This window comes from Paraburkholderia sp. RAU6.4a (assembly GCF_050435625.1).
Taxonomy (GTDB): Bacteria; Pseudomonadota; Gammaproteobacteria; order Burkholderiales; family Burkholderiaceae; genus Paraburkholderia; species Paraburkholderia tuberum.
In genome coordinates, this window is the sequence record NZ_JBNDKQ010000003.1 from 2,475,001 (window position 1) to 2,494,165 (window position 19,165).

Annotated in this window: 14 protein-coding genes, 2 tRNA genes, 2 rRNA genes and 2 pseudogenes; 11 read left to right on the forward strand and 9 right to left on the reverse strand. The window is 60.8% G+C overall.

Features of this window, described 5'->3' with window-relative positions:
• The first annotated feature begins 41 nt into the window (after positions 1 to 41).
• The 5 genes and pseudogenes from OKW40_RS35995 to OKW40_RS36015 all read left to right on the forward strand — a co-directional run.
• Positions 42 to 118 (forward strand) — tRNA-Ile (locus OKW40_RS35995).
• 53 nt (positions 119 to 171) lie between these two features.
• Positions 172 to 247: transfer RNA gene (locus OKW40_RS36000), tRNA-Ala, on the forward strand.
• A gap of 347 nt (positions 248 to 594) precedes the next feature.
• Positions 595 to 3,476: ribosomal RNA gene (locus tag OKW40_RS36005) — 23S ribosomal RNA — on the forward strand.
• Positions 3,477 to 3,704: 228 nt separating this feature from the next.
• A 5S ribosomal RNA gene (rrf, locus tag OKW40_RS36010) occupies positions 3,705 to 3,818 on the forward strand.
• A 374-nt stretch (positions 3,819 to 4,192) separates the two neighbouring features.
• A pseudogene (locus OKW40_RS36015) lies at positions 4,193 to 4,671 on the forward strand (integrase core domain-containing protein); the annotation flags it as partial.
• Here OKW40_RS36015 and OKW40_RS36020 read toward each other — a convergent pair.
• The 5 genes and pseudogenes from OKW40_RS36020 to OKW40_RS36040 all read right to left on the reverse strand — a co-directional run.
• Positions 4,660 to 4,812: pseudogene (locus tag OKW40_RS36020) on the reverse strand (LysR family transcriptional regulator); the annotation flags it as partial. The pseudogenes OKW40_RS36015 and OKW40_RS36020 overlap by 12 nt on opposite strands.
• A gap of 66 nt (positions 4,813 to 4,878) precedes the next feature.
• Positions 4,879 to 6,459 (reverse strand): IS66 family transposase, encoded by a 1,581-nt coding sequence (gene tnpC / locus OKW40_RS36025; protein ID WP_429488555.1) that lies wholly within the window; start codon positions 6,457 to 6,459, stop codon positions 4,879 to 4,881.
• Between the two features lie 30 nt (positions 6,460 to 6,489).
• Positions 6,490 to 6,846: an IS66 family insertion sequence element accessory protein TnpB gene (gene tnpB / locus OKW40_RS36030; RefSeq protein WP_090812353.1), complete on the reverse strand. Its 357-nt coding sequence runs from the start codon at positions 6,844 to 6,846 to the stop codon at positions 6,490 to 6,492.
• Positions 6,822 to 7,403 carry a transposase gene (locus tag OKW40_RS36035; RefSeq protein WP_429493740.1) on the reverse strand — a complete coding sequence of 194 codons (582 nt, stop codon included), beginning with the start codon at positions 7,401 to 7,403 and terminating at the stop codon, positions 6,822 to 6,824. The genes tnpB and OKW40_RS36035 overlap by 25 nt, the downstream gene beginning before the upstream one ends.
• A 28-nt stretch (positions 7,404 to 7,431) precedes the next feature.
• A complete protein-coding gene (locus tag OKW40_RS36040) occupies positions 7,432 to 8,355 on the reverse strand; it encodes a LysR family transcriptional regulator (protein ID WP_429493741.1) in 924 nt (307 codons plus the stop codon).
• A 199-nt stretch (positions 8,356 to 8,554) separates the two neighbouring features.
• Between OKW40_RS36040 and OKW40_RS36045 the strand changes: the two genes are divergently transcribed.
• The 3 genes from OKW40_RS36045 (at position 8,555) to OKW40_RS36055 (ending at position 12,802) form a co-directional block, all read left to right on the forward strand.
• Positions 8,555 to 10,768 (forward strand): FUSC family protein, encoded by a 2,214-nt coding sequence (locus OKW40_RS36045; protein ID WP_429493742.1) that lies wholly within the window; start codon positions 8,555 to 8,557, stop codon positions 10,766 to 10,768.
• 138 nt (positions 10,769 to 10,906) lie between these two features.
• Positions 10,907 to 11,125, forward strand: a complete 219-nt coding sequence (locus OKW40_RS36050; RefSeq protein ID WP_090806192.1) for a hypothetical protein — start codon at positions 10,907 to 10,909, stop codon at positions 11,123 to 11,125.
• Positions 11,126 to 11,302: 177 nt separating this feature from the next.
• Entirely contained in the window at positions 11,303 to 12,802 is a 1,500-nt protein-coding gene (locus tag OKW40_RS36055) for an acetyl-CoA hydrolase/transferase family protein (RefSeq protein ID WP_429494000.1), read from the forward strand.
• Positions 12,803 to 12,906: 104 nt separating this feature from the next.
• On the opposite strand, the gene OKW40_RS36060 is transcribed toward OKW40_RS36055, so the two are convergent.
• The 3 genes from OKW40_RS36060 to OKW40_RS36070 all read right to left on the reverse strand — a co-directional run bounded on the left by OKW40_RS36060 (position 12,907) and on the right by OKW40_RS36070 (position 15,671).
• Positions 12,907 to 13,161 carry a GlsB/YeaQ/YmgE family stress response membrane protein gene (locus OKW40_RS36060; RefSeq protein ID WP_184068294.1) on the reverse strand — a complete coding sequence of 85 codons (255 nt, stop codon included), beginning with the start codon at positions 13,159 to 13,161 and terminating at the stop codon, positions 12,907 to 12,909.
• A 162-nt stretch (positions 13,162 to 13,323) separates the two neighbouring features.
• Positions 13,324 to 14,031, reverse strand: coding sequence for an MgtC/SapB family protein (locus OKW40_RS36065; RefSeq protein WP_090806188.1), 708 nt, complete (start codon positions 14,029 to 14,031; stop codon positions 13,324 to 13,326).
• 476 nt (positions 14,032 to 14,507) lie between these two features.
• A complete protein-coding gene (locus OKW40_RS36070) occupies positions 14,508 to 15,671 on the reverse strand; it encodes a metallophosphoesterase (protein ID WP_184038688.1) in 1,164 nt (387 codons plus the stop codon).
• A 393-nt stretch (positions 15,672 to 16,064) separates the two neighbouring features.
• Between OKW40_RS36070 and OKW40_RS36075 the strand changes: the two genes are divergently transcribed.
• Complete coding sequence (locus OKW40_RS36075) at positions 16,065 to 16,412, forward strand: hypothetical protein (protein ID WP_090806184.1); 348 nt, start codon at positions 16,065 to 16,067, stop codon at positions 16,410 to 16,412.
• A 58-nt stretch (positions 16,413 to 16,470) separates the two neighbouring features.
• Here OKW40_RS36075 and OKW40_RS36080 read toward each other — a convergent pair whose 3' ends face one another.
• Positions 16,471 to 17,055 carry a malonic semialdehyde reductase gene (locus OKW40_RS36080; RefSeq protein WP_184068297.1) on the reverse strand — a complete coding sequence of 195 codons (585 nt, stop codon included), beginning with the start codon at positions 17,053 to 17,055 and terminating at the stop codon, positions 16,471 to 16,473.
• A 140-nt stretch (positions 17,056 to 17,195) separates the two neighbouring features.
• On the opposite strand from OKW40_RS36080, the gene OKW40_RS36085 reads away from it, so the two are divergent.
• Together OKW40_RS36085 and OKW40_RS36090 are read left to right on the forward strand one after the other, a co-directional pair.
• On the forward strand, positions 17,196 to 17,798 hold the full coding sequence (locus OKW40_RS36085) for an alpha-ketoglutarate-dependent dioxygenase AlkB family protein (RefSeq protein WP_090806179.1): 603 nt from the start codon (positions 17,196 to 17,198) through the stop codon (positions 17,796 to 17,798).
• 181 nt (positions 17,799 to 17,979) lie between these two features.
• Complete coding sequence (locus tag OKW40_RS36090) at positions 17,980 to 18,966, forward strand: ABC transporter substrate-binding protein (RefSeq protein ID WP_090806177.1); 987 nt, start codon at positions 17,980 to 17,982, stop codon at positions 18,964 to 18,966.
• Positions 18,967 to 19,165 lie beyond the last annotated feature (199 nt).

Consider the following 19,165-nt stretch of genomic DNA (forward strand, 5'->3'; position numbering starts at 1 on the left):
ACGCTTATCGGCTGTGGTTAGAAGCAACGCAGGCAGGCTCAGGGTCTGTAGCTCAGCCGGTTAGAGCACCGTCTTGATAAGGCGGGGGTCGATGGTTCGAATCCATCCAGACCCACCAGTGTCTTGTCTGGTGAGCTGAAGGGCTGGGGCCGCTGGACTATCTGTGGGACTGGGGGATTAGCTCAGCTGGGAGAGCACCTGCTTTGCAAGCAGGGGGTCGTCGGTTCGATCCCGTCATCCTCCACCAATCCTCAATGCGCAGGGTTCTGCATGAAGGCAGAGCGTTGCGCATTGGCGATTGAGCCAGTCAGAGCGGTATGAGGCACAGGCTTCATACCGGCTGCCGTTCTTTAACAATCAGGAAGAAGTAGTAAAGAGATTCACGAAAGCATACCTGGAGATGGGTGTGTGAGTAGGTGAATCAGGGTTGTGATTGTATCGATGTATTTTAAAGGTGATCGAGAGATCGCTTTGGAATACGGCGCAACACGAATACTCAACCTGTAGCGAGTGCGTCTATCCCCTCCGGGGATGGGACCCACGTTAAGCGCTAAAGCGCTAACGTGGGTCGACACAGAGACACACCCGTTATAGGGTCAAGCGAACAAGTGCATGTGGTGGATGCCTTGGCGATCACAGGCGATGAAGGACGCGGTAGCCTGCGAAAAGCTCCGGGGAGCTGGCAAACGAGCATTGATCCGGAGATGTCCGAATGGGGAAACCCACTCCTAATGGAGTATCCGTAGCTGAATCCATAGGCTGCGTGAGGCGAACGCGGTGAACTGAAACATCTAAGTAACCGCAGGAAAAGAAATCAACCGAGATTCCCAGAGTAGTGGCGAGCGAAATGGGATCAGCCGGTACACGTTATCTGTATTGTTAGTCGAACGCTCTGGAAAGTGCGGCCATAGCAGGTGATAGCCCTGTAGACGAAAACAGCATGGAAGAACTGGGTGTACGAGAAGTAGGGCGGGACACGTGAAATCCTGTCTGAAGATGGGGGGACCATCCTCCAAGGCTAAATACTCGTGATCGACCGATAGTGAACCAGTACCGTGAGGGAAAGGCGAAAAGAACCCCGGGAGGGGAGTGAAACAGATCCTGAAACCGCATGCATACAAACAGTCGGAGCCTCTGCGAAGGGGTGACGGCGTACCTTTTGTATAATGGGTCAGCGACTTACATTCAGTGGCGAGCTTAACCGATTAGGGCAGGCGTAGCGAAAGCGAGTCCGAACAGGGCGTCCAGTCGCTGGGTGTAGACCCGAAACCAGGTGATCTATCCATGGCCAGGTTGAAGGCACGGTAACACGTGCTGGAGGACCGAACCCACTAACGTTGAAAAGTTAGGGGATGAGCTGTGGATAGGGGTGAAAGGCTAAACAAACCTGGAAATAGCTGGTTCTCTCCGAAAACTATTTAGGTAGTGCCTCGTGTCTCACCTTCGGGGGTAGAGCACTGTCATGGTTGTGGGGTCCATTGCGGATTACTACGCCATAGCAAACTCCGAATACCGAAGAGTGCAATCACGGGAGACAGACATCGGGTGCTAACGTCCGGTGTCAAGAGGGAAACAACCCAGACCGCCAGCTAAGGTCCCCAAATATGGCTAAGTGGGAAACGAAGTGGGAAGGCTAAAACAGTCAGGAGGTTGGCTTAGAAGCAGCCACCCTTTAAAGAAAGCGTAATAGCTCACTGATCGAGTCGTCCTGCGCGGAAGATGTAACGGGGCTAAGCCATATACCGAAGCTGCGGATGCACAGTAATGTGCATGGTAGGAGAGCGTTCCGTAAGCCTGCGAAGGTGCACTGGAAAGTGTGCTGGAGGTATCGGAAGTGCGAATGCTGACATGAGTAGCGATAAAGGGGGTGAAAGGCCCCCTCGCCGTAAGCCCAAGGTTTCCTACGCAACGTTCATCGGCGTAGGGTGAGTCGGCCCCTAAGGCGAGGCAGAAATGCGTAGCTGATGGGAAGCAGATTAATATTTCTGCACCATTGTGAAATGCGATGGGGGGACGGATCGCGGAAGGTTGTCCGGGTGTTGGAAGTCCCGGTCCTTGCATTGGAGAAGGCGCTTTGGCAAATCCGGGCGCAGAATTCAAGGGTGCGAGGCGAGCCACTTCGGTGGCGAAGCAACTGGAAGGGGTTCCAGGAAAAGCCTCTAAGCTTCAGTTTCACAGTGACCGTACCGCAAACCGACACAGGTGGGCGAGATGAGTATTCTAAGGCGCTTGAGAGAACTCGGGAGAAGGAACTCGGCAAATTGGTACCGTAACTTCGGGATAAGGTACGCCCTCATAGCCTGACTGGCCTGCGCCAGAAGGGTGAAAGGGTTGCAATAAACTGGTGGCTGCGACTGTTTAATAAAAACACAGCACTCTGCAAACACGAAAGTGGACGTATAGGGTGTGACGCCTGCCCGGTGCCGGAAGATTAAATGATGGGGTGCAAGCTCCTGATTGAAGTCCCGGTAAACGGCGGCCGTAACTATAACGGTCCTAAGGTAGCGAAATTCCTTGTCGGGTAAGTTCCGACCTGCACGAATGGCGTAACGATGGCCACACTGTCTCCTCCCGAGACTCAGCGAAGTTGAAGTGTTTGTGATGATGCAATCTCCCCGCGGCTAGACGGAAAGACCCCATGAACCTTTACTGCAGCTTTGCATTGGACTTTGAACCGGTCTGTGTAGGATAGGTGGGAGGCTATGAAGTTGGGACGCCAGTCTCAATGGAGCCGTCCTTGAAATACCACCCTGATCTGTTTGAGGTTCTAACCTTGGCCCGTGATCCGGGTCGGGAACAGTGCATGGTAGGCAGTTTGACTGGGGCGGTCTCCTCCCAAAGTGTAACGGAGGAGTACGAAGGTACGCTAGGTACGGTCGGAAATCGTGCTGATAGTGCAATGGCATAAGCGTGCTTGACTGTGAGACTGACAAGTCGAACAGGTGCGAAAGCAGGTCATAGTGATCCGGTGGTTCTGTATGGAAGGGCCATCGCTCAACGGATAAAAGGTACTCTGGGGATAACAGGCTGATACCGCCCAAGAGTTCATATCGACGGCGGTGTTTGGCACCTCGATGTCGGCTCATCTCATCCTGGGGCTGTAGCCGGTCCCAAGGGTATGGCTGTTCGCCATTTAAAGAGGTACGTGAGCTGGGTTTAAAACGTCGTGAGACAGTTTGGTCCCTATCTGCCGTGGGCGCTGGATATTTGAAGGGGGCTGCTCCTAGTACGAGAGGACCGGAGTGGACGAACCTCTGGTGTACCGGTTGTCACGCCAGTGGCATCGCCGGGTAGCTATGTTCGGAAGAGATAACCGCTGAAAGCATCTAAGCGGGAAACTCGCCTTAAGATGAGATATCCCCGGGGCTTCGAGCCCCTTGAAGGGTCGTTCAAGACCAGGACGTTGATAGGTCAGGTGTGCACGTACAGTAATGTACTGAGCTAACTGATACTAATTGCCCGTAAGGCTTGATCCTATAACAGGTGTGTCTCGACCCGCGGTAGTGCTTCAGCACTTACGCGGGTCCGATCCCCGAAGGGGATTGGTGTGAACTCCCGCGGGAGCTCACAGAAACGCACGGTTGGGATTCAGTGTTGTGCCAGAAACAACACAACCCCCACACACCCGAATCCTTTACGCTTCTTCCCGATTGGCTGTGGCGCAACCGGTTGACTCCAGCCCTGCGACGCAGCAACCCGTCATGCCTGATGACCATAGCGAGTCGGCCCCACCCCTTCCCATCCCGAACAGGACCGTGAAACGACTCCACGCCGATGATAGTGCGGATTGCCCGTGTGAAAGTAGGTAATCGTCAGGCTCCCCCCAGTCAGAAACCCCACCCGCCGCGGTGGGGTTTTTGCGTTTACGTGGCCCAAATCAACAGCAACATGCTCGACCGGGCACGAACAACAAGCGTGGTCGGACGCCGTTGCCAGCCATTGCCAAAAGTAGCCTGTTGATCGACGCGTTTTTGCACATACTGAAGTTGATCCAGAAAAACGGACATCTATCCTTTGGAGAAGGAGGTGCCGATTATGGGCAAGCATCGTACCCCGTACCCGGCGGAATTTCGGGCGCAAATGGTCGAGCTGCTGAAGGCCGGACGCAGGCCGGAGGAACTGGAAAAGGAGTTCGAGCCGACTGCACAGACCATCTACAACTGGGTGGCGCAGGCTGATCGCGATACAGATGTTCCGGTGCGACGATGGCACGCCGTTGCGCGTAACGTTCGCACTCGACTGCTGCGATCGGAGAGGCGATTGGCCGGGCGGCGGGGACCGGCGGGTATAGCGGTGATGTAGTGCGCGACGCGATGCTGGCCGCCGTCGCGCAGCAATTCGGCACCGGGCAGGTCGCGCCGTCCATCGAATGGTTGACGGACAACGGCTCGGCTTATGTCGACCACCGCACTCGCAGCTTCGCTCGCGAATTGGCCCTGGAGTCATTGACAACGCCGGCACGTTCTCCGCAGAGCAATGGCATGGTCGAATCGTTCGTGAAGATCATGAAGCGACAATTACGTCGCCTGTATGGACGAGCCTGACGCGCCAGCGGCGCTCTCGTGTCTGGCTGTTGCATTTGAACACTACAATGAGCGCCATCCGCACAAAGCCCTGGAATACCGCTCGCCGCGTGAGTTCAGGCGTGCTGCCGCGATTTCATCGACCTAACGGTGTCCGCGTGTCCTGAGTTACAGGGGCAACTCCAACCAGCTGCACTGGGTCATCTCCGCCCCCTAGTTGCCCGACCTCAGCAAGCAATGCTTCGTCGCGCGCAATCACCTTCGGCAGATGCGAGCGCAAGAATTGTACGCGATCCATTGACGACACCCCTCAGAGTAAGGGCGCGGTTCTCATGAGATGTGGTACAGGGCTCAGTCAGCGGAGATCGATGGGCATCTTCCAGGGCAAGAGCGCGTCGTAGTCGTCGACGGTCTGTGCCAGCGGGAGACGCTGTAACAGCCAGGTGAGATAGCGATACGGATCAATGCTGTTCGCCTTGCAGGTTTCGACCAGTGAGTAGAGATTGGCGCTCGCGTTTGCGCCATCGACGGTGTCAGCAAACAACCAGCCGCGGCGTCCCAGGCAGAACGGGCGAATGGAATTTTCGCAAGGGTTGTTCGATATGGGCCAGTTGCCGTCTTCAACGTAACGGATCAGCTTCGGCCACTGCCCGTGCAGATAGGTCAGCGCCTTGCCGAGCAGACTGTTGGGGACGACGCCAGGCGAGTGCTCAAGCATCAGCTTTTCGATAACATCGAGTACGCACGCGCTGTATCGTCGCCGCAATCGCTGTCGTCGCCCAGCCGTCCACGTCTGGCTTCGCGCTTCGGCCGCGAACAGTTTTCCGATCAGGCTGATGAAGCGTGTCGCGAGCAGATCGGGCGGGCGCGCTGCTTTGGGGACATTGTCTTCCGCCTTCACAAAGTACCGTCTTGCGTGCGTCCAGCATCCGAGGTGCACGAGCTGGTACTGTTCAGCGATGCCGTTGTAGGGTTCGTATCCATCGGTCATCAGGGCGGCACCTTTACGGACACCGGCAAACAGCCTGTCAGCCAGCCTGGCGCCACGACCAGGCGTATAGGTGAAGCAACGGATGGGGATGCCCGAACCGGTCATCTGCGCCCACAGATAGCTTTTCGTTTGCGGCTTTCGCCCTTGCTCCTTCAGGACCTGGAACGTCGTCTCGTCGCCGTAGATCAGTTCGGCATCGAGCAGCGCATCGCGCATCAGGTTGATGACGGGTTGCGTCGCAAGACCGACGCGGACCATGCTCGCGGCAATCGTGTTCGACGAGATGTCGCCGCCGAAGCGACGCAGCAGACCGGCCAGGCGATAGAGCGGCATGCCGAACTGGTACTTGCCGGTGGCGATCCACGCGAGCGCCGATTCACTCAGCAGCCCACGCGGGATGATACGGGGCGGTGCCGGCGTAACCTTGATGCCGAGATCGCAACATGGGCAGGCGTACTTGATACGCTGATGCTGGGTGACTCGCAACTGCTCGGGAATGACATTGAGCTGCTCACTGATCTCGACGCCGATCTCGACGAGCGCGTGTCCGTCGTGATCGCAGAAGCGCTCTGCCTCAGGGAGTTCGTGTCGCACGACATCACGCGGCAGATTGGGATCGAGAGGCTTGCGGTGGCCGCGCTTCTTGCGCTTGTGGGCCGCGACCTCGGTTCCGGGGGTATCTTCCTGCGCGGGAGTGGCGTTCGCGCCGAGCGCTTCGGCTTCGTTGAACAGGCCGAACTGGTCCGAGGCGCGCGCTTCGCTTTTCGCGCCAAACAGTTCGCGACGGTAAGCGCGCAGTCGTTCCTCGGCGAGATCGCGCTCAGCTGTCACGAGGCGCAGTGCGCTGCGAACCTCCTCATGATCGCGCTGAAGCGAACCATAGGCCTCTCGCATCGCGAGCAGTGCCTTGAGTTCGTCGGCGTCGATGATCACGTTGATCGGCATACCGCTTAGACCGGCACGCCGGTGACGTGTTCAGCTCACGCGTGCGTAATCTCGACTGGGATGTCGCTGGACTGCGGCAATGTCGATGCCCTCGATAAGCCAGTGCAGCTGCTCGACGCTCAGTGTCGCGACCCGGTTCGCGCTGTCAGGCCACACGAAGCGATCGTTTGCCTCGAGTCTCTTGAGCATGAGCCAGAAACCGTTGCCTTGCCAGCCCAGGATCTTGATGCGATCGCATCTCCGGTTGGTAAACACATAGAGCGAGGAATCCATCGGGTTCAAATGCATGGCCTGCTCCACGAGAATCGACAGGCTGTTCATGCCATACCGGAAGTCGACGGGTTCCCGATGCAGGTAGACCTTCAGGCCTTCGTCGAACCGGAACACGGCATCCTCCCCAGCATCTGGACCACGGTGGTCAGTTCGTCGATGCTCGCCTCGCCGAGATCAAACTCGACGCCGTTGGACAGTCGCACATGCAGTGCGAGCGTCAGCGATGGCGATGGTGACGGTGACGGTGACGGCGACGGCGACGGCGGTGCGGTTGGCCGTGCTGGTGGTGCTGCAACGACAGGCACGAATGCCGTGGGCGAGGCGACAGGTGGGGAGCGTTTGCGCGAACCCGGGATGTCAATGGGCGCGCCATCAATCACCGCGAGCGCGCCCTCCAGTACGATTTCCTCCGGGGCATGTGGACGTTCCTGTTCGCCGGTAGCATCATCCTGCGATGCCGGCGAGATGCCTTTCTCGCGCTCCAGCAGGTACTTCGTGATCCACTTGCGTAGCAGGTTGGCGTTGATCCCGTGCTCCTGCGCCAGGCGGGCAACCGACACGCCAGAACGCAGCGCTTCCTCAACGAGCGCACGCTTGCCTTTATCGTCGTAACGACGGCGACCGTCGCTGCTGCGTCGAACTACTCTTAACTCTGGATCTTTGTCAGCCATAGGTGTCCACCTCCGAATAGGTGGACACCTATGCTCCTCGCTCCTGTCCCCAGCGGCTAGACGCCGAAAATGGATCGCTTACCAAGAATTCGACCCACGTGCGCGTCTTTGCATCGATGAATTTGCGCGACGGATAGAGCGCATAAACAGTCGTCTTTTGCAGCGTATATTCCGGCAACACGCGCACCAGCGTGCCATCGCGCAACCCGGAAATGGCCGCGTAGAGCGGCACCATGCCGATGCCCATGCCTTCGCGGATCGCCACGATCAATGATTCGGCGATGTTCACATGCACGGGGCCGTCGACTTCCATCAACTCACTGCCGTTCGGGCCGTCGAGCGTCCATTCATGTGGCGGGAACGCCGGCGTATGCAGGATCAGACATTCGTGATGCGCAAGGTCAGCCGGTTCTTGCAGCGCGCCGTGCGCCCGCACGTAGGCCGGCGATGCGCACAGGATGCTGAACGTCGTCCCCAGCGGAAACGATACGAGGTCCGAATTCGGCAGCGTCGATGCGCCGATCACGGCCACGTCGGCGCTGCCCTCGAACAGATCGGGCATGCGCTGCGATAGCGTCAACTCGACGGTCACATCAGGATAAAGCTCGCGGTAACGCGAAATGGCCGGCAGGACGTAGTGCTGGCCGATGCTCGCAAAGCTATGCATGCGCAGTGCGCCGGTTGGTCGCTCGTGTGCGCAACTGGCTTCTTCTTCCGCAACATCGACATCCGCGAGGATCTGCTGCGATCGTTTCAGATAGCGCTCGCCGGCGGTGGTCAGCGCAAGCCGACGCGTCGAGCGATTCAGCAGGCGCGTGCGCAGATGTGCCTCAAGCTCCGAGACCGCGCGAGACATCGCGCCGGTCGTTGAATTGAGCGATTGCGCGGCCGCGGTGAAGCTACTGGCTTCAACCACGCGCACAAACACTCGCATATTTTGTAGCGTGTCCATCAAACCTTCTGTTTCATGATCAAGATCATATTTTCCGTCAGTCTCAGAACACTATTGTTGTCCGTTCTGGAACAGATGTTCTGCACCCATCGGCTTAATGTACACATCGCGGACTCCTACAATCGGCGCCTCGCCTGCCGGTGTCGGCCATTCTGTCCGGAGGCTCTCTCAGCGACCACGTAGGGTGCACTGTTTTCAGATGAGACCCGATCATGCGATCGAACCGTCGGCGGATTTCTTCGGTCCGCGCGGCGTCATGCGGCGACGCCTCAGCCGAGCCAAACTCAATCGCGCCGTGCGCGACTGGGCCAGCAGCGACGGTCTGACCTGGCTGCATCTGCTGAAGACGGTCACCGCCGGTCTGCTGGCGCTGGGCATCGCGATGCTGCTCGATCTGCCGCAGCCGCGCATTGCGATGACCACTGTCTTTGTGTTGATGCAACCGTTCAGCGGCATGGTGCTCGCGAAGAGCTTCTACCGGATTCTCGGAACGGCAGTAGGGACCGTGGCCGCGCTCGTGCTCGGCGGGCTGTTCGTTCAGCAGCCCGAACTGTACATGCTCGGCATGATCGTGTGGGTGAGCGCCTGTATTGCTGCGGCGGTCCGGTATCGGCATTTCAGATGGTACGGTTTTGTGCTCGCGGGTTACACCGCCGCGCTGATCGGCATTCCAAACGTGACGACGCCTCAGGGACTGTTCCTCGCCGCACTCACGCGTGCCGCGGAAGTGGCGGTCGGCATCGTGTGTTCGAGCGCGGTCAGCGCGTTGCTGCTGCCCCAGCGCTCGATCCTTGCGCTGCGACGTAACCTTCAGATCAGGTACGCGAATTTTACTGCGTTTGCTGTCGACATGCTCGCACGCGGGCTCGAGCGCAATCAGTTCGAACGGCGTTTCGCGGATTTCGTCGACGAAATCGCTGGCTTCGAAGCAACCCGCACGTTCGTCGCATTCGAAGATCCGGCGATGCGCTCGCGCAGTGCGCATCTGGCGCGTCTGAATAGCGAATTCATGGATGCGTGTGCGCGTCTGCATGCGCTGAATCAGTTGCTCAAACGGTTGCGCGCCAGCCGCGCTGTGTCGATACTCGCGGCCATCGGTCCGTACCTCGACGAACTGGGAGCCTTGTTCGAAGCACAAGCTGAAGCCGGCGTCGAAGCATCGCACGCAGCAGCCGATCTGCGCCCCTTTCGAGCGAGCTTGCCACGCCGGGTACGCGAAACCAGGCGGCCACTCGAAGCCGCGTCCACGGAATCGCTTGCGGACTTCGACACGGCAGCCGAATTGCTGTATCGATTCGTGGGCGAATGGATAAACTATTCGCAAACCTATGCATGCTTGTGGCGCAAAACAGCAAGTCGGCAGTGCCGCCTACGATGCAGATCAAGCCCAACTAAGAGTCACCGCACAAGCAGACCTATAAGCCGCACAAACCACTTCGCCGTATTGTTCACATTCGTGCGCTCGGCTGTCGTCATCGGAATCGCCGGTGCGTTCTGGATCGCGACCAACTGGCCGAGCGGCGGTCTCGCCGTGATTGGCGCAACACTGGTCTGCGCGTTGACGTCCACCGCGCCAAGCGCCACCAGAATGGCCATCCAGATGGCGATCGGCGCGGTGCTCGCGACGCTGGCCGGCTATGTGTTCATGTGCTACGTGTATCCGAACATCGATGGGTTCCCGCTGCTTTGCGCGGTACTCGCGCCGGTGCTCGCGCTCGGCGCATTCATCGCGACGCGTCGCGGCGCGGCAGGGCTTGGCATCGGCTTTTCGGTGTTCTTCTGTCTGCTGGCCGGACCGGACAACGTCGTCAGCTACGTGCCCGATCTGCTGATCAACAACGGCATCGCGCTGACCGCGTCGATGCTGCTCGCAGCGGTTGTTTTCGCGGTGGTCTTTCCCGCCGATATGCGCTGGCTCATCGACCGGATCATGGGCGACCTGCGAGCGCAAACGGTGTCGGCATGCAAGGACGCGCTGCCGGGTCTGAACCAACGTTTCCAGTCGGGCACGCATGATCTGACTTCGCAACTGCGCGTGCTGTTGACGCACCGTTCACGACGACGGCGCGACGCACTTCGCTGGATGCTCGCGACGATCGAAGTAGGTCACGCCGTCATCGATCTGCGCAACGAAGCCGCACGCGCCGATTATGCCGACCTCCTTCAGCCGCGTTGGCGCAGCGTGATCGAACACACGTGCGACGATCTTGCCCGGCTCTTCGAACGCCCAGGTCCACGTTCGCTCGAACGCGCACTCGTCGCCGTGCGCTCGGCCACCTGGCTCGCGCAAGAGATGCTGCAGGCAGTGCACGCCGAGCGCGCCCGGCATCACGATCTGCAACGTATCTTGAGCTGTCTGCACTTCATTCGCAGCGCGTTGCTCGACAAGGACGCGCCCTTCAATCGTCGCTGAGCAATGCTGCGTGGATCTTTCTGCCAGATGGAAAGATCCCTTCCGGGCGGCCCCGTTTATTCGCGTAGGTGGCGGTCATATAGTTTCGTCACTGCCTCGCAGTATTCGTCGCAGTAGTCGTAAGTCCTGGAGAACGAGATGAAAGTGTTGAAGATGGTCCTGATTGCCTGTTCTTTGTCCACCGCTGCCGCCGCCTATGCACAGACGGCGCCGGCCGCGCCGGAGCAGCAGGTTGCGCAAGCGGATGGTCAGCGCACCGATAAGGTTGCCCCGCGCAAGCATGTGGAAGCGCCGAAAGCGAAAGCTGATGAATGTGTCGGCCCGATGAGCTTCTGCAACATCTACTTCGGCAGCTAAGTCCGGCTGCCTCACGCGCAACACCTGTCGCGGATCCTATCGCGCGACCCAACACCTGCTCGCGACGCCGTCCGATCGAGACGCCGCGGCGGGTGCGGCAACCGCCTATTGAGCGAAGCACACCGCAGACGTGCGCACCAGTAGACGGAGCTGGCGACTATGGAGAGACTCCCTTTCATGTACGAAGACCGAATTCGCTGCGCCGCGCTGCGCGGAAAAATCACCACGGCCGCCGACGCGGCGCTTCTGATTCACGACGGCATGCGGGTTGGCGCAAGCGGTTTCACGCGCGCGGGCGACGCGAAGGCCGTGCCGGTCGCGCTCGCCGAGCGTGCGCGCCGGCTGGGCGAGCCGCTGCGCATCACGTTGATGACGGGCGCCTCGCTCGGTCATGACGTTGACCGCATGCTGACCGAAGCGCATGTGCTCGCGCGCCGTCTGCCGTTTCAGGTAGACAAGACGCTGCGCGACGCCATCAATCGCGGCGAAGTGATGTTCGTCGATCAGCATCTGTCCGAGACCGTCGAGATGCTGCGCGCGAACCAGCTCGGCAAGCTCGATGTCGCGATCATCGAAGCCGCCGCGATTACGGAGAGCGGCGGTATCGTGCCGACGACGTCGGTCGGCAATTCGGCGAGCTTCGCGATTCTCGCGGACAAGGTCATCGTCGAGATCAATCTTGCGCAGCCGCGCGGGCTCGAAGGCTTGCACGACATCTGGATTCCGGGGCGCCGGCCGCATCGCGAGCCGCTGCCGATCGTGCGCGCGCGGGATCGCGTCGGCACACCCGCTATCGAGATTGCGCCCGAGAAAATCGCGGCGATCGTGATGACGGACATGGCCGACAGCCCGTCCACGGTGTTGCCCGCGGATCGGGAAACCGCGTTGATCGCCGGTCATTTGATCGAATTTTTCCAGCACGAAGTCACGCGTGGCCGCATGCCGAAGCAGTTGCCGCCGCTGCAGGCGGGCATCGGTACGATTGCCAACGCGGTCCTGGCAGGATTCGTCGATTCGCCTTTCGAGGTGTTCGAAATTTATTCGGAAGTCCTTCAGGATTCGACGTTCGATCTGATGGACGCTGGCAAGGTCGCGTTCGCGTCCGGCGCGTCGATCACGTTGTCGGCCGCGCGGCAGGCGCAGGTATTCGGCGAAATCGAGCGCTATCGCGACCGGCTCGTGCTGCGTCCGCAGGAAGTCAGCAACCATCCCGAGGTGATTCGGCGGCTCGGTCTGATCGCGCTCAATACCGCGCTCGAATTCGATATCTACGGCAACGTCAATTCGACGCATGTCGGCGGCACGCATATGATGAACGGCATCGGCGGCTCGGGCGACTTCGCGCGCAATGCGTCGTGCGCGGTGTTCGCGAGCAAGTCGACCGCGAAGGACGGCCGCATTTCGAGCATCGTGCCGATGGTGCCGCATTGCGATCACAACGAACACGACGTCGACGTCGTCGTCACCGAGCAGGGTCTCGCCGATCTGCGCGGCCTCGCGCCGCGCGAACGTGCGACGCTGATCATCGAGCATTGCGTACATCCGCGGTATCGCGAGCTGTTGCGCGACTACTACCGCGATGCGTTGCTCTGGGGAGGGCAGACGCCGCATTGCCTCGATCAGGCGTTTGCATGGCATACGCGGCTGCGCGATACGGGGTCGATGCTGCCGGTCTGATTCTGCGGCGGCGACAACCGCGGCGATAAAAGCAGAAGCAACAGGCCATAAAAAAGCGCCAGCGATTCGAACCCGCTGGCGCTTGATGACGTCGGATGCCGTGCTCAGGACCCTCGTCGCACGAGCCGGATAATAAACAGCAGAATGACCGCGCCGATCAACGCGGTGATGATCGAGCCGATCCAGCCGCCGCCAAGCGAGATATGCAGCACGCCGGCGAGCCACCCGCCGATGAACGCGCCGATGATCCCGACGATGATGTCGACGATCAGGCCGAAGCCGCCGCCCCTGACCAGCACACCCGCGAGCCAGCCCGCGATTGCGCCGATGATGATCCATGCGATGATGCTGTGTTCCATATTCGAGACTCCCTGGTTGAGTGTGAACAAATCACAGTGACAGAGCTTAGTCGAAGGTTATGGGACCGTCCACGTTCACGACGCGGAATTAACATTATCTGAATCTGCTGCCCGCTAAGTGTAGACGATGCGCGCGAACAAAGGAGACTTACGCGCCGCGCTTCACTCGGGCGTCGGCTCCGCTTCCCGCGCGGTCCAACTGACGCTGGACACGCTCTTTTCCATGCTCAGGCGGCTCGCCATCTGTTCGAGCTTCGATTGATCCTTCGGATGCATCGTCAGCGTCGCCGTCACGCGAATGCGCGCCGGTTCGTCCTCGACATCCTCGCTCGTGAGGCTCTGGAACGACAGCGGCGCCGAGTACATCGAGTTGGAAATCGCGGCGCGAATGTTGATCTCGTCGGCTTCGCGGCAGACGATCGTCAACACGTACTCGCGCACGAGGTCGGCGTTTGAAACCGGCGTCGAGTTGATCATCCGGCTCACTTCACGCAGCGCGGTGTTGGCCAGCAGCACGACCGCGGTGCCCGCGAGCGCCGGTCCGTAATGTCCCGCGCCGCTCAATACGCCGACGGCCGCCGAGCACCACAGCGTCGCCGCGGTGTTGATCCCCTGGATCGAGCCTTTGTCGCGCATGATGACGCCGCCGCCAAGAAAGCCGACGCCGGACACCACATAGGCGGCAATCTGCGTGACGCCGCTGACGCCGTTGCCGGTCAGCACGCCGAGCGTGACGAACAGGCACGCGCCGCTCGCCACGAGCGTGATCGTGCGCAGGCCGGCAGTGCGCTGGCGCATCTGTCGTTCGAGGCCAATCGCGACGCCGCAAGCAAAAGCGGTCAGAAGCCGCAGGAAGAATTCGAGTGTCATCGTTCAGAAAGGTTGGCGTGCGTGCTGCCGCAGGGTGAAGCCTACGCGTGGGAACGTCAGGTCGTCTACCTCGTGCACGCTAAGCGCATGAGGGTGGAACGAAATACGCGCGCACACGCGTGCAGCGGCCGCAAGCGTGCGGCATCGGCATGGCATCGAGCCACGCTGCGCTTCACCGACAGTACGCGAATGACAATGAAATGAGAGCGACGTGCGCCATCGAGCCCGAGGGCAGGACGGCGACAGGGACACCTGACGCGGAAATCCTGCCGCTCAGGCGAGCGGGCAAATCGATACTCGGCTGGTACAACTGCTACTGTCCAAGATCGTGATTCCGGTTAAAAGAATTGCGCGGATTTTAGAGGGCTGCGCAAAGTTCAGTCAAGCCGCGATCGGCGGAGAGTGCGCATTTGGGTTTGCTACAGCCGCATCGTAGACAGGCCGTAATTAATTGCTCCGGACTGCGAATGTTGAGTTCAATCCGGTTCGCCCGGCACGAGTCTCAAGCGCGTGATTTCCGAAGGCGCACCGAGTCGTTTCGGCGGACCCCAATAGCCCGTACCGCGACTCGTATAAACCCAGAGTCCGTTCAGGCGCGCGAGGCCTGCCGTGAACGGCTGTTGCAGGCGCACAAAGAAATTCCACGGAAAGAACTGACCGCCGTGCGTATGACCCGACAACTGCAGCGTAAAGCCGGCCGCCGCGGCCGCTTCGGCCGAACGCGGCTGATGCGCGAGCAGCACCCTGATCAGCACGTCGCCCGGCGCGCCGGCGAGCGCCGCGACCGGGTCGCTGCGATGCGCGGGGTCGTGATGACCCGCCGAGTAATCGGTGACGCCGGCGATGACGGCGCGCGCGCCGTCATGGTCGACTATCACGTGTTCGTTCAGCAGCACCCGCAAGCCGAGCCGGCGGAATTCGGCGATCCACGAGTTCGCTCCGGAGTAGTACTCGTGATTGCCGGTCACGAGAAACGCACCGTGCCGCGCGGCGAGCCGCGACAGCGGCTGCGTATGCCGGCTCAGCTGCGGCACGCTGCCGTCGACGACGTCGCCCGTCACCGCGATCAGATCCGGCTTGAGCCGGTTCACCGCGTCGACGATCGCATCGACATAGCGGCCCTTGATCGTCGGGCCGACGTGGATGTCACTGATCTGCACGATCGTGAAGCCGTCGAGCGCGGCAGGCAGATCGTCGATCGGCACGTCGATCGTGACGACGCGCGCGCGACGGCGCGCGTTGAACAGGCCAATCAGCGTCGACAGCAGCGCGAGCAGCGGCACCGCCGCCGCCGAGCCGGTGCGCCAATGCGCGATCGTGAGCGTGTTCGGCCAGATCGCGTCGATCGTCAGCAGCGACGCCAGCACGAGGTCGCGCGCGAACGTCAGTACCAGCAGCGACGAGAAGAAGCCCATCGCGAGCAGGCCCACCCACGCGAGACGGTCGCCGAGCGGCTGGCGCTTGAAGCCGCGCGCCATCATGCCGACCGGGATCAGGTAGATCGACAGCACGAGCCACAGCACGCACAGCCCGCGGCCGGCCGCGTCGATCGGCATGTCGGGAATCAGGCGCAAGCCGACATAGATATGCAGCAGGATGCCAATCAGGATGATGCGGACAAGAAACGATGAACGTCGCATAAAGAGGATCAGAGCGGGAAGGGGCCGAAGGGCAGCGATAGCGCGGCGGCGATCGGTTGACGGAACGCGGCGAATCATTCTACCGACATGTTCGGTCCCTTGCCGTAGCCGCAAAATTCGTGCTCCCGCACCGCACGACACGCCGGCCCCGAAGCCGCCGGGACGAGCCACGAAAGGTGTTTGCCGGGGCAGGCGCATTCCGCGCTCAGCACATACTTACAGGGCCGCGCGCCACGCATTCAATGCCTATGCAAGCGAATTAAATGGGCTTTGAATTGTATTCATGCGTGGAGTATGCTTGAAACAAGCCAGCTTGTTGCCGGGGCAGCGTAGGGCGCTTCGGCCATGACTGGTTCTGTCGCCGGGAAAGATCGGGCGGGGGGGAGGCACACCATGAAGCTGCTCAAATCGGGCCACCTGTGGCATCACGCGCACGACGTGCATCATGTTCATCATGAGCATCATGTCGGGCACGAGGGCAGCCACGTGATGCTGCCGCTCGTCGGCATCTCGCTGATGGCGATTGCGCTTTACGTCGGCGTACGCAACATCGATTTCTCCGAACTCGGCAAAAGCGCGCTGTTCGACGTCGTGATGGTGTGCGTCGCGCTTGGCATCGCCGGCCTGTTCGGTGCGGTCGGCGCGTGGCTGCGCTCGAATGGCGACGAAGCCGAAGAGGGCTTCTGCTTCATCGGTGCGCTGATCGGCACGGTGGTCTTTTATATCGCGGTACTGACCTGACGCGATCCGATCCAGCGCGTGGCGCGCACCCGCAGCGCCATCCATCATCAACGCCCCGTCACACTATGCGCGCCGCTTCGTCGAACGAAAAACGCGGGCTGCGTGCAAACAGCTTTGACGGATCGCCGTGGCCAAGATTGATCAGGAAGTTCGACTTCAACGTCGTGCCCGCAAAAAACGCTTCGTCGACCTTGGCCTGATCGAAGCCCGACATCGGCCCAGTGTCGAGACCGAGCGCACGCGCCGCGAGAATCAGATACCCGCCTTGCAGCGTCGAATTGCGAAACGCCGTGTCCGCGATCAACCGCTCGTTGCCGACGAACCAGCTGCGCGCATCCGCATGGGGAAACAGTTTCGGCAGATACTCGTAGAAGGCGATGTCCATGGCGACGATCACCGTGACGGGCGCGGCCATCGTTTTCTCGAGATTGCCAGCCGACAACGCCGGGCGCAGTTTCTCCTTGCCCTCCGGCGTCCTGACGAACACGAAGCGGCCCGGACTCGAATTGGCCGAGGTCGGGCCGAGCAGTACGAGCTCCATCAGCTCGCGCAGCACGGCGTCGTCGATCGGCTTGTTCTGCCAGCCATTGTGCGTACGCGCGTCGCGAAAGAGCTGCGCGAGCGCCTGATCCGAAAGTGTCATGGAAGTGGTCCGTGCGAAAGAACAGAGGGCACGCGCAGAGCCGCGTCGAATGAAAGAGCAACGCGCGTGAATCAGCGGGTGAGCCGGTGTCGCCATAATAGTCAGGGTTTTGACTTGTCCGCTTGCATCCAGACATTCCGATGAGCACCGATTTATTCAACGACCTGCCGACGCCCGACGTCGACTGGTATCCCGACTGGCTCGCAGCGGCCGACGCCGAACGCCTGCTGGCCCGACTGATCGACGAAGTGCAATGGCGCCAGGACATGATGGGCACGCCCGCCGGCCGTGTTGCACTGCCGCGTCTGACCGCCTGGCAGGGCGAGCCGGACGCGGTGTACGTGTACTCGGGCATCCGCAACGTGCCGCAAGCATGGACGCCCGCCGTCGCCGAACTGAAGGCGGCCGTCGAGGCGACCAGCGGCGCGCGTTTTAACAGCGTGCTGCTGAATCGTTACCGCAGTGGCGCCGACAGCATGGGCTGGCACGCGGACCGCGAGCCCGAACTCGGCAAGCAACCGGTGATCGCGTCGGTGAGCCTCGGCGTCGCGCGCAGGTTCGATCTGCAGCACAACCGCAGCGGCGTCGTGCAATCGTTCTCGCTGAAGGGCGGCAGCCTGCTCGTGATGAAAGGCGACACCCAGGCGCAGTGGCGTCATCGGGTGCCGAAGGAGCCGCGCGTGAGCGGCGAGCGCATCAATCTGACGTTTCGCTGGGTCACGCCAAGAATGACGCCGACCTGAGGCAGCGAGCGGCAATGCTCTGACCGACGCGCCATACCAAAATTGATATCGAGGGCGCGAATCATATGATTGGACGGTTAACGCCTCGCACAGTACGCTACATCACGATCCATGTGCCGAGAGGGCCACGAGGGCCGGGCAGACCGCTGGGTCGTCTACACAACAACGATTGGAGACTGTCATGGCGAATACACGACGTGCCGCGTGTCGCGCTCTGGGCGCGCTCGCGCTTTGCGCGAGTCTCGGAGCGCTGACGCTGGCCACGCCCGGCGCGCATGCCGAGGACAAGAAAATTACGCTCGGTTTTGCGCAGGTCGGTGCGGAAAGCGCATGGCGCACCGCGAATACCGAATCGGTGAAGTCGGCGGCGACGGAGGCCGGCATCAACCTCAAATTCTCCGACGCTCAGCAGAAGCAGGAAAACCAGATCAAGGCGATCCGCTCGTATATCGCGCAGAAGGTCGACGTGATCGCGTTCTCGCCGGTCGTCGAATCGGGCTGGGAACCGGTGCTGCTCGAAGCCAAGGCCGCGAAGATTCCGGTGATCCTGACCGACCGCAACATCGACGTGAAGGATACGTCGCTGTACGTGACGATGATCGGCTCGGACTTCCTCGAAGAAGGACGGCGCGGCGGCCACTGGCTCGCGGATCACTACAAGGACGATAAAGGTCCGGTCAACATCGCCGAGCTGCAAGGCACGGTCGGCTCCGCGCCGGCCAACGACCGCCACGCGGGTCTGATCGAAGTGATCAAGAGCGATCCGAAGTTCAAGATCATCGCGTCGCAAAGCGGCGACTTCACGCTCGCCGGCGGCAAGCAGGTGATGGAAGCGTTCATCAAGACCTACGGCAACAAGATCAACGTCGTCTATGCTCATAACGACGACATGGCGCTCGGCGCGATCCAGGCGATGGAAGAAGCCGGCATGCATCCGGGCAAGGACGTCGTGGTGGTTTCGTTCGACGCAACCAAGGGCGGCTTCCAGGCGATGGCCGCCGGCAAGATGAACGTCGACGTCGAGTGCAGCCCGCTGCTCGGACCGCAGTTGATGTCGGCGGTGAAAGACGTCGTGGCAGGCAAGCCGCTGCCGAAGCGCATCCTGACTCAGGAGACTGTCTTCCCGATGAGCGTGGCCGCGCAAACTCTGCCGTCGCGTAAGTACTGACGCGGCGCGCAACGTCGCCGCGGCAGCGCTCGCGCGAGCGCCGCGGCGTGTGCGGTGTTCAGGCGCCGGGGCCAACGGGCTCACGGCGCGAAGGAGATGTGCAGTACGGACGCATCGAACAGGTTTCTCCAGTGGTGCCTGACCGCCCGGGCTGCTTTCTTCTGCAGCGGGCGGTCTCTTTTCAGGAGCATGCGCCCGC

Excerpts from the sequence above, each read along its gene's own strand:
- OKW40_RS36065 (WP_090806188.1), bottom strand. The coding sequence starts at position 14,031 with ATGACACTCGAATTCTTCCTGCGGCTTCTGACCGCTTTTGCTTGCGGC.
- tnpC (WP_429488555.1), bottom strand. The coding sequence starts at position 6,459 with ATGCCGATCAACGTGATCATCGACGCCGACGAACTCAAGGCACTGCTC.
- OKW40_RS36040 (WP_429493741.1), bottom strand. The coding sequence starts at position 8,355 with ATGGACACGCTACAAAATATGCGAGTGTTTGTGCGCGTGGTTGAAGCC.
- OKW40_RS36080 (WP_184068297.1), bottom strand. The coding sequence starts at position 17,055 with ATGACACTTTCGGATCAGGCGCTCGCGCAGCTCTTTCGCGACGCGCGT.
- OKW40_RS36060 (WP_184068294.1), bottom strand. The coding sequence starts at position 13,161 with ATGGAACACAGCATCATCGCATGGATCATCATCGGCGCAATCGCGGGC.
- OKW40_RS36055 (WP_429494000.1), top strand. The coding sequence starts at position 11,303 with ATGTACGAAGACCGAATTCGCTGCGCCGCGCTGCGCGGAAAAATCACC.
- OKW40_RS36090 (WP_090806177.1), top strand. The coding sequence starts at position 17,980 with ATGGCGAATACACGACGTGCCGCGTGTCGCGCTCTGGGCGCGCTCGCG.
- OKW40_RS36085 (WP_090806179.1), top strand. The coding sequence starts at position 17,196 with ATGAGCACCGATTTATTCAACGACCTGCCGACGCCCGACGTCGACTGG.
- OKW40_RS36035 (WP_429493740.1), bottom strand. The coding sequence starts at position 7,403 with ATGGCTGACAAAGATCCAGAGTTAAGAGTAGTTCGACGCAGCAGCGAC.
- OKW40_RS36045 (WP_429493742.1), top strand. The coding sequence starts at position 8,555 with ATGAGACCCGATCATGCGATCGAACCGTCGGCGGATTTCTTCGGTCCG.
- OKW40_RS36050 (WP_090806192.1), top strand. The coding sequence starts at position 10,907 with ATGAAAGTGTTGAAGATGGTCCTGATTGCCTGTTCTTTGTCCACCGCT.
- OKW40_RS36070 (WP_184038688.1), bottom strand. The coding sequence starts at position 15,671 with ATGCGACGTTCATCGTTTCTTGTCCGCATCATCCTGATTGGCATCCTG.
- OKW40_RS36075 (WP_090806184.1), top strand. The coding sequence starts at position 16,065 with ATGAAGCTGCTCAAATCGGGCCACCTGTGGCATCACGCGCACGACGTG.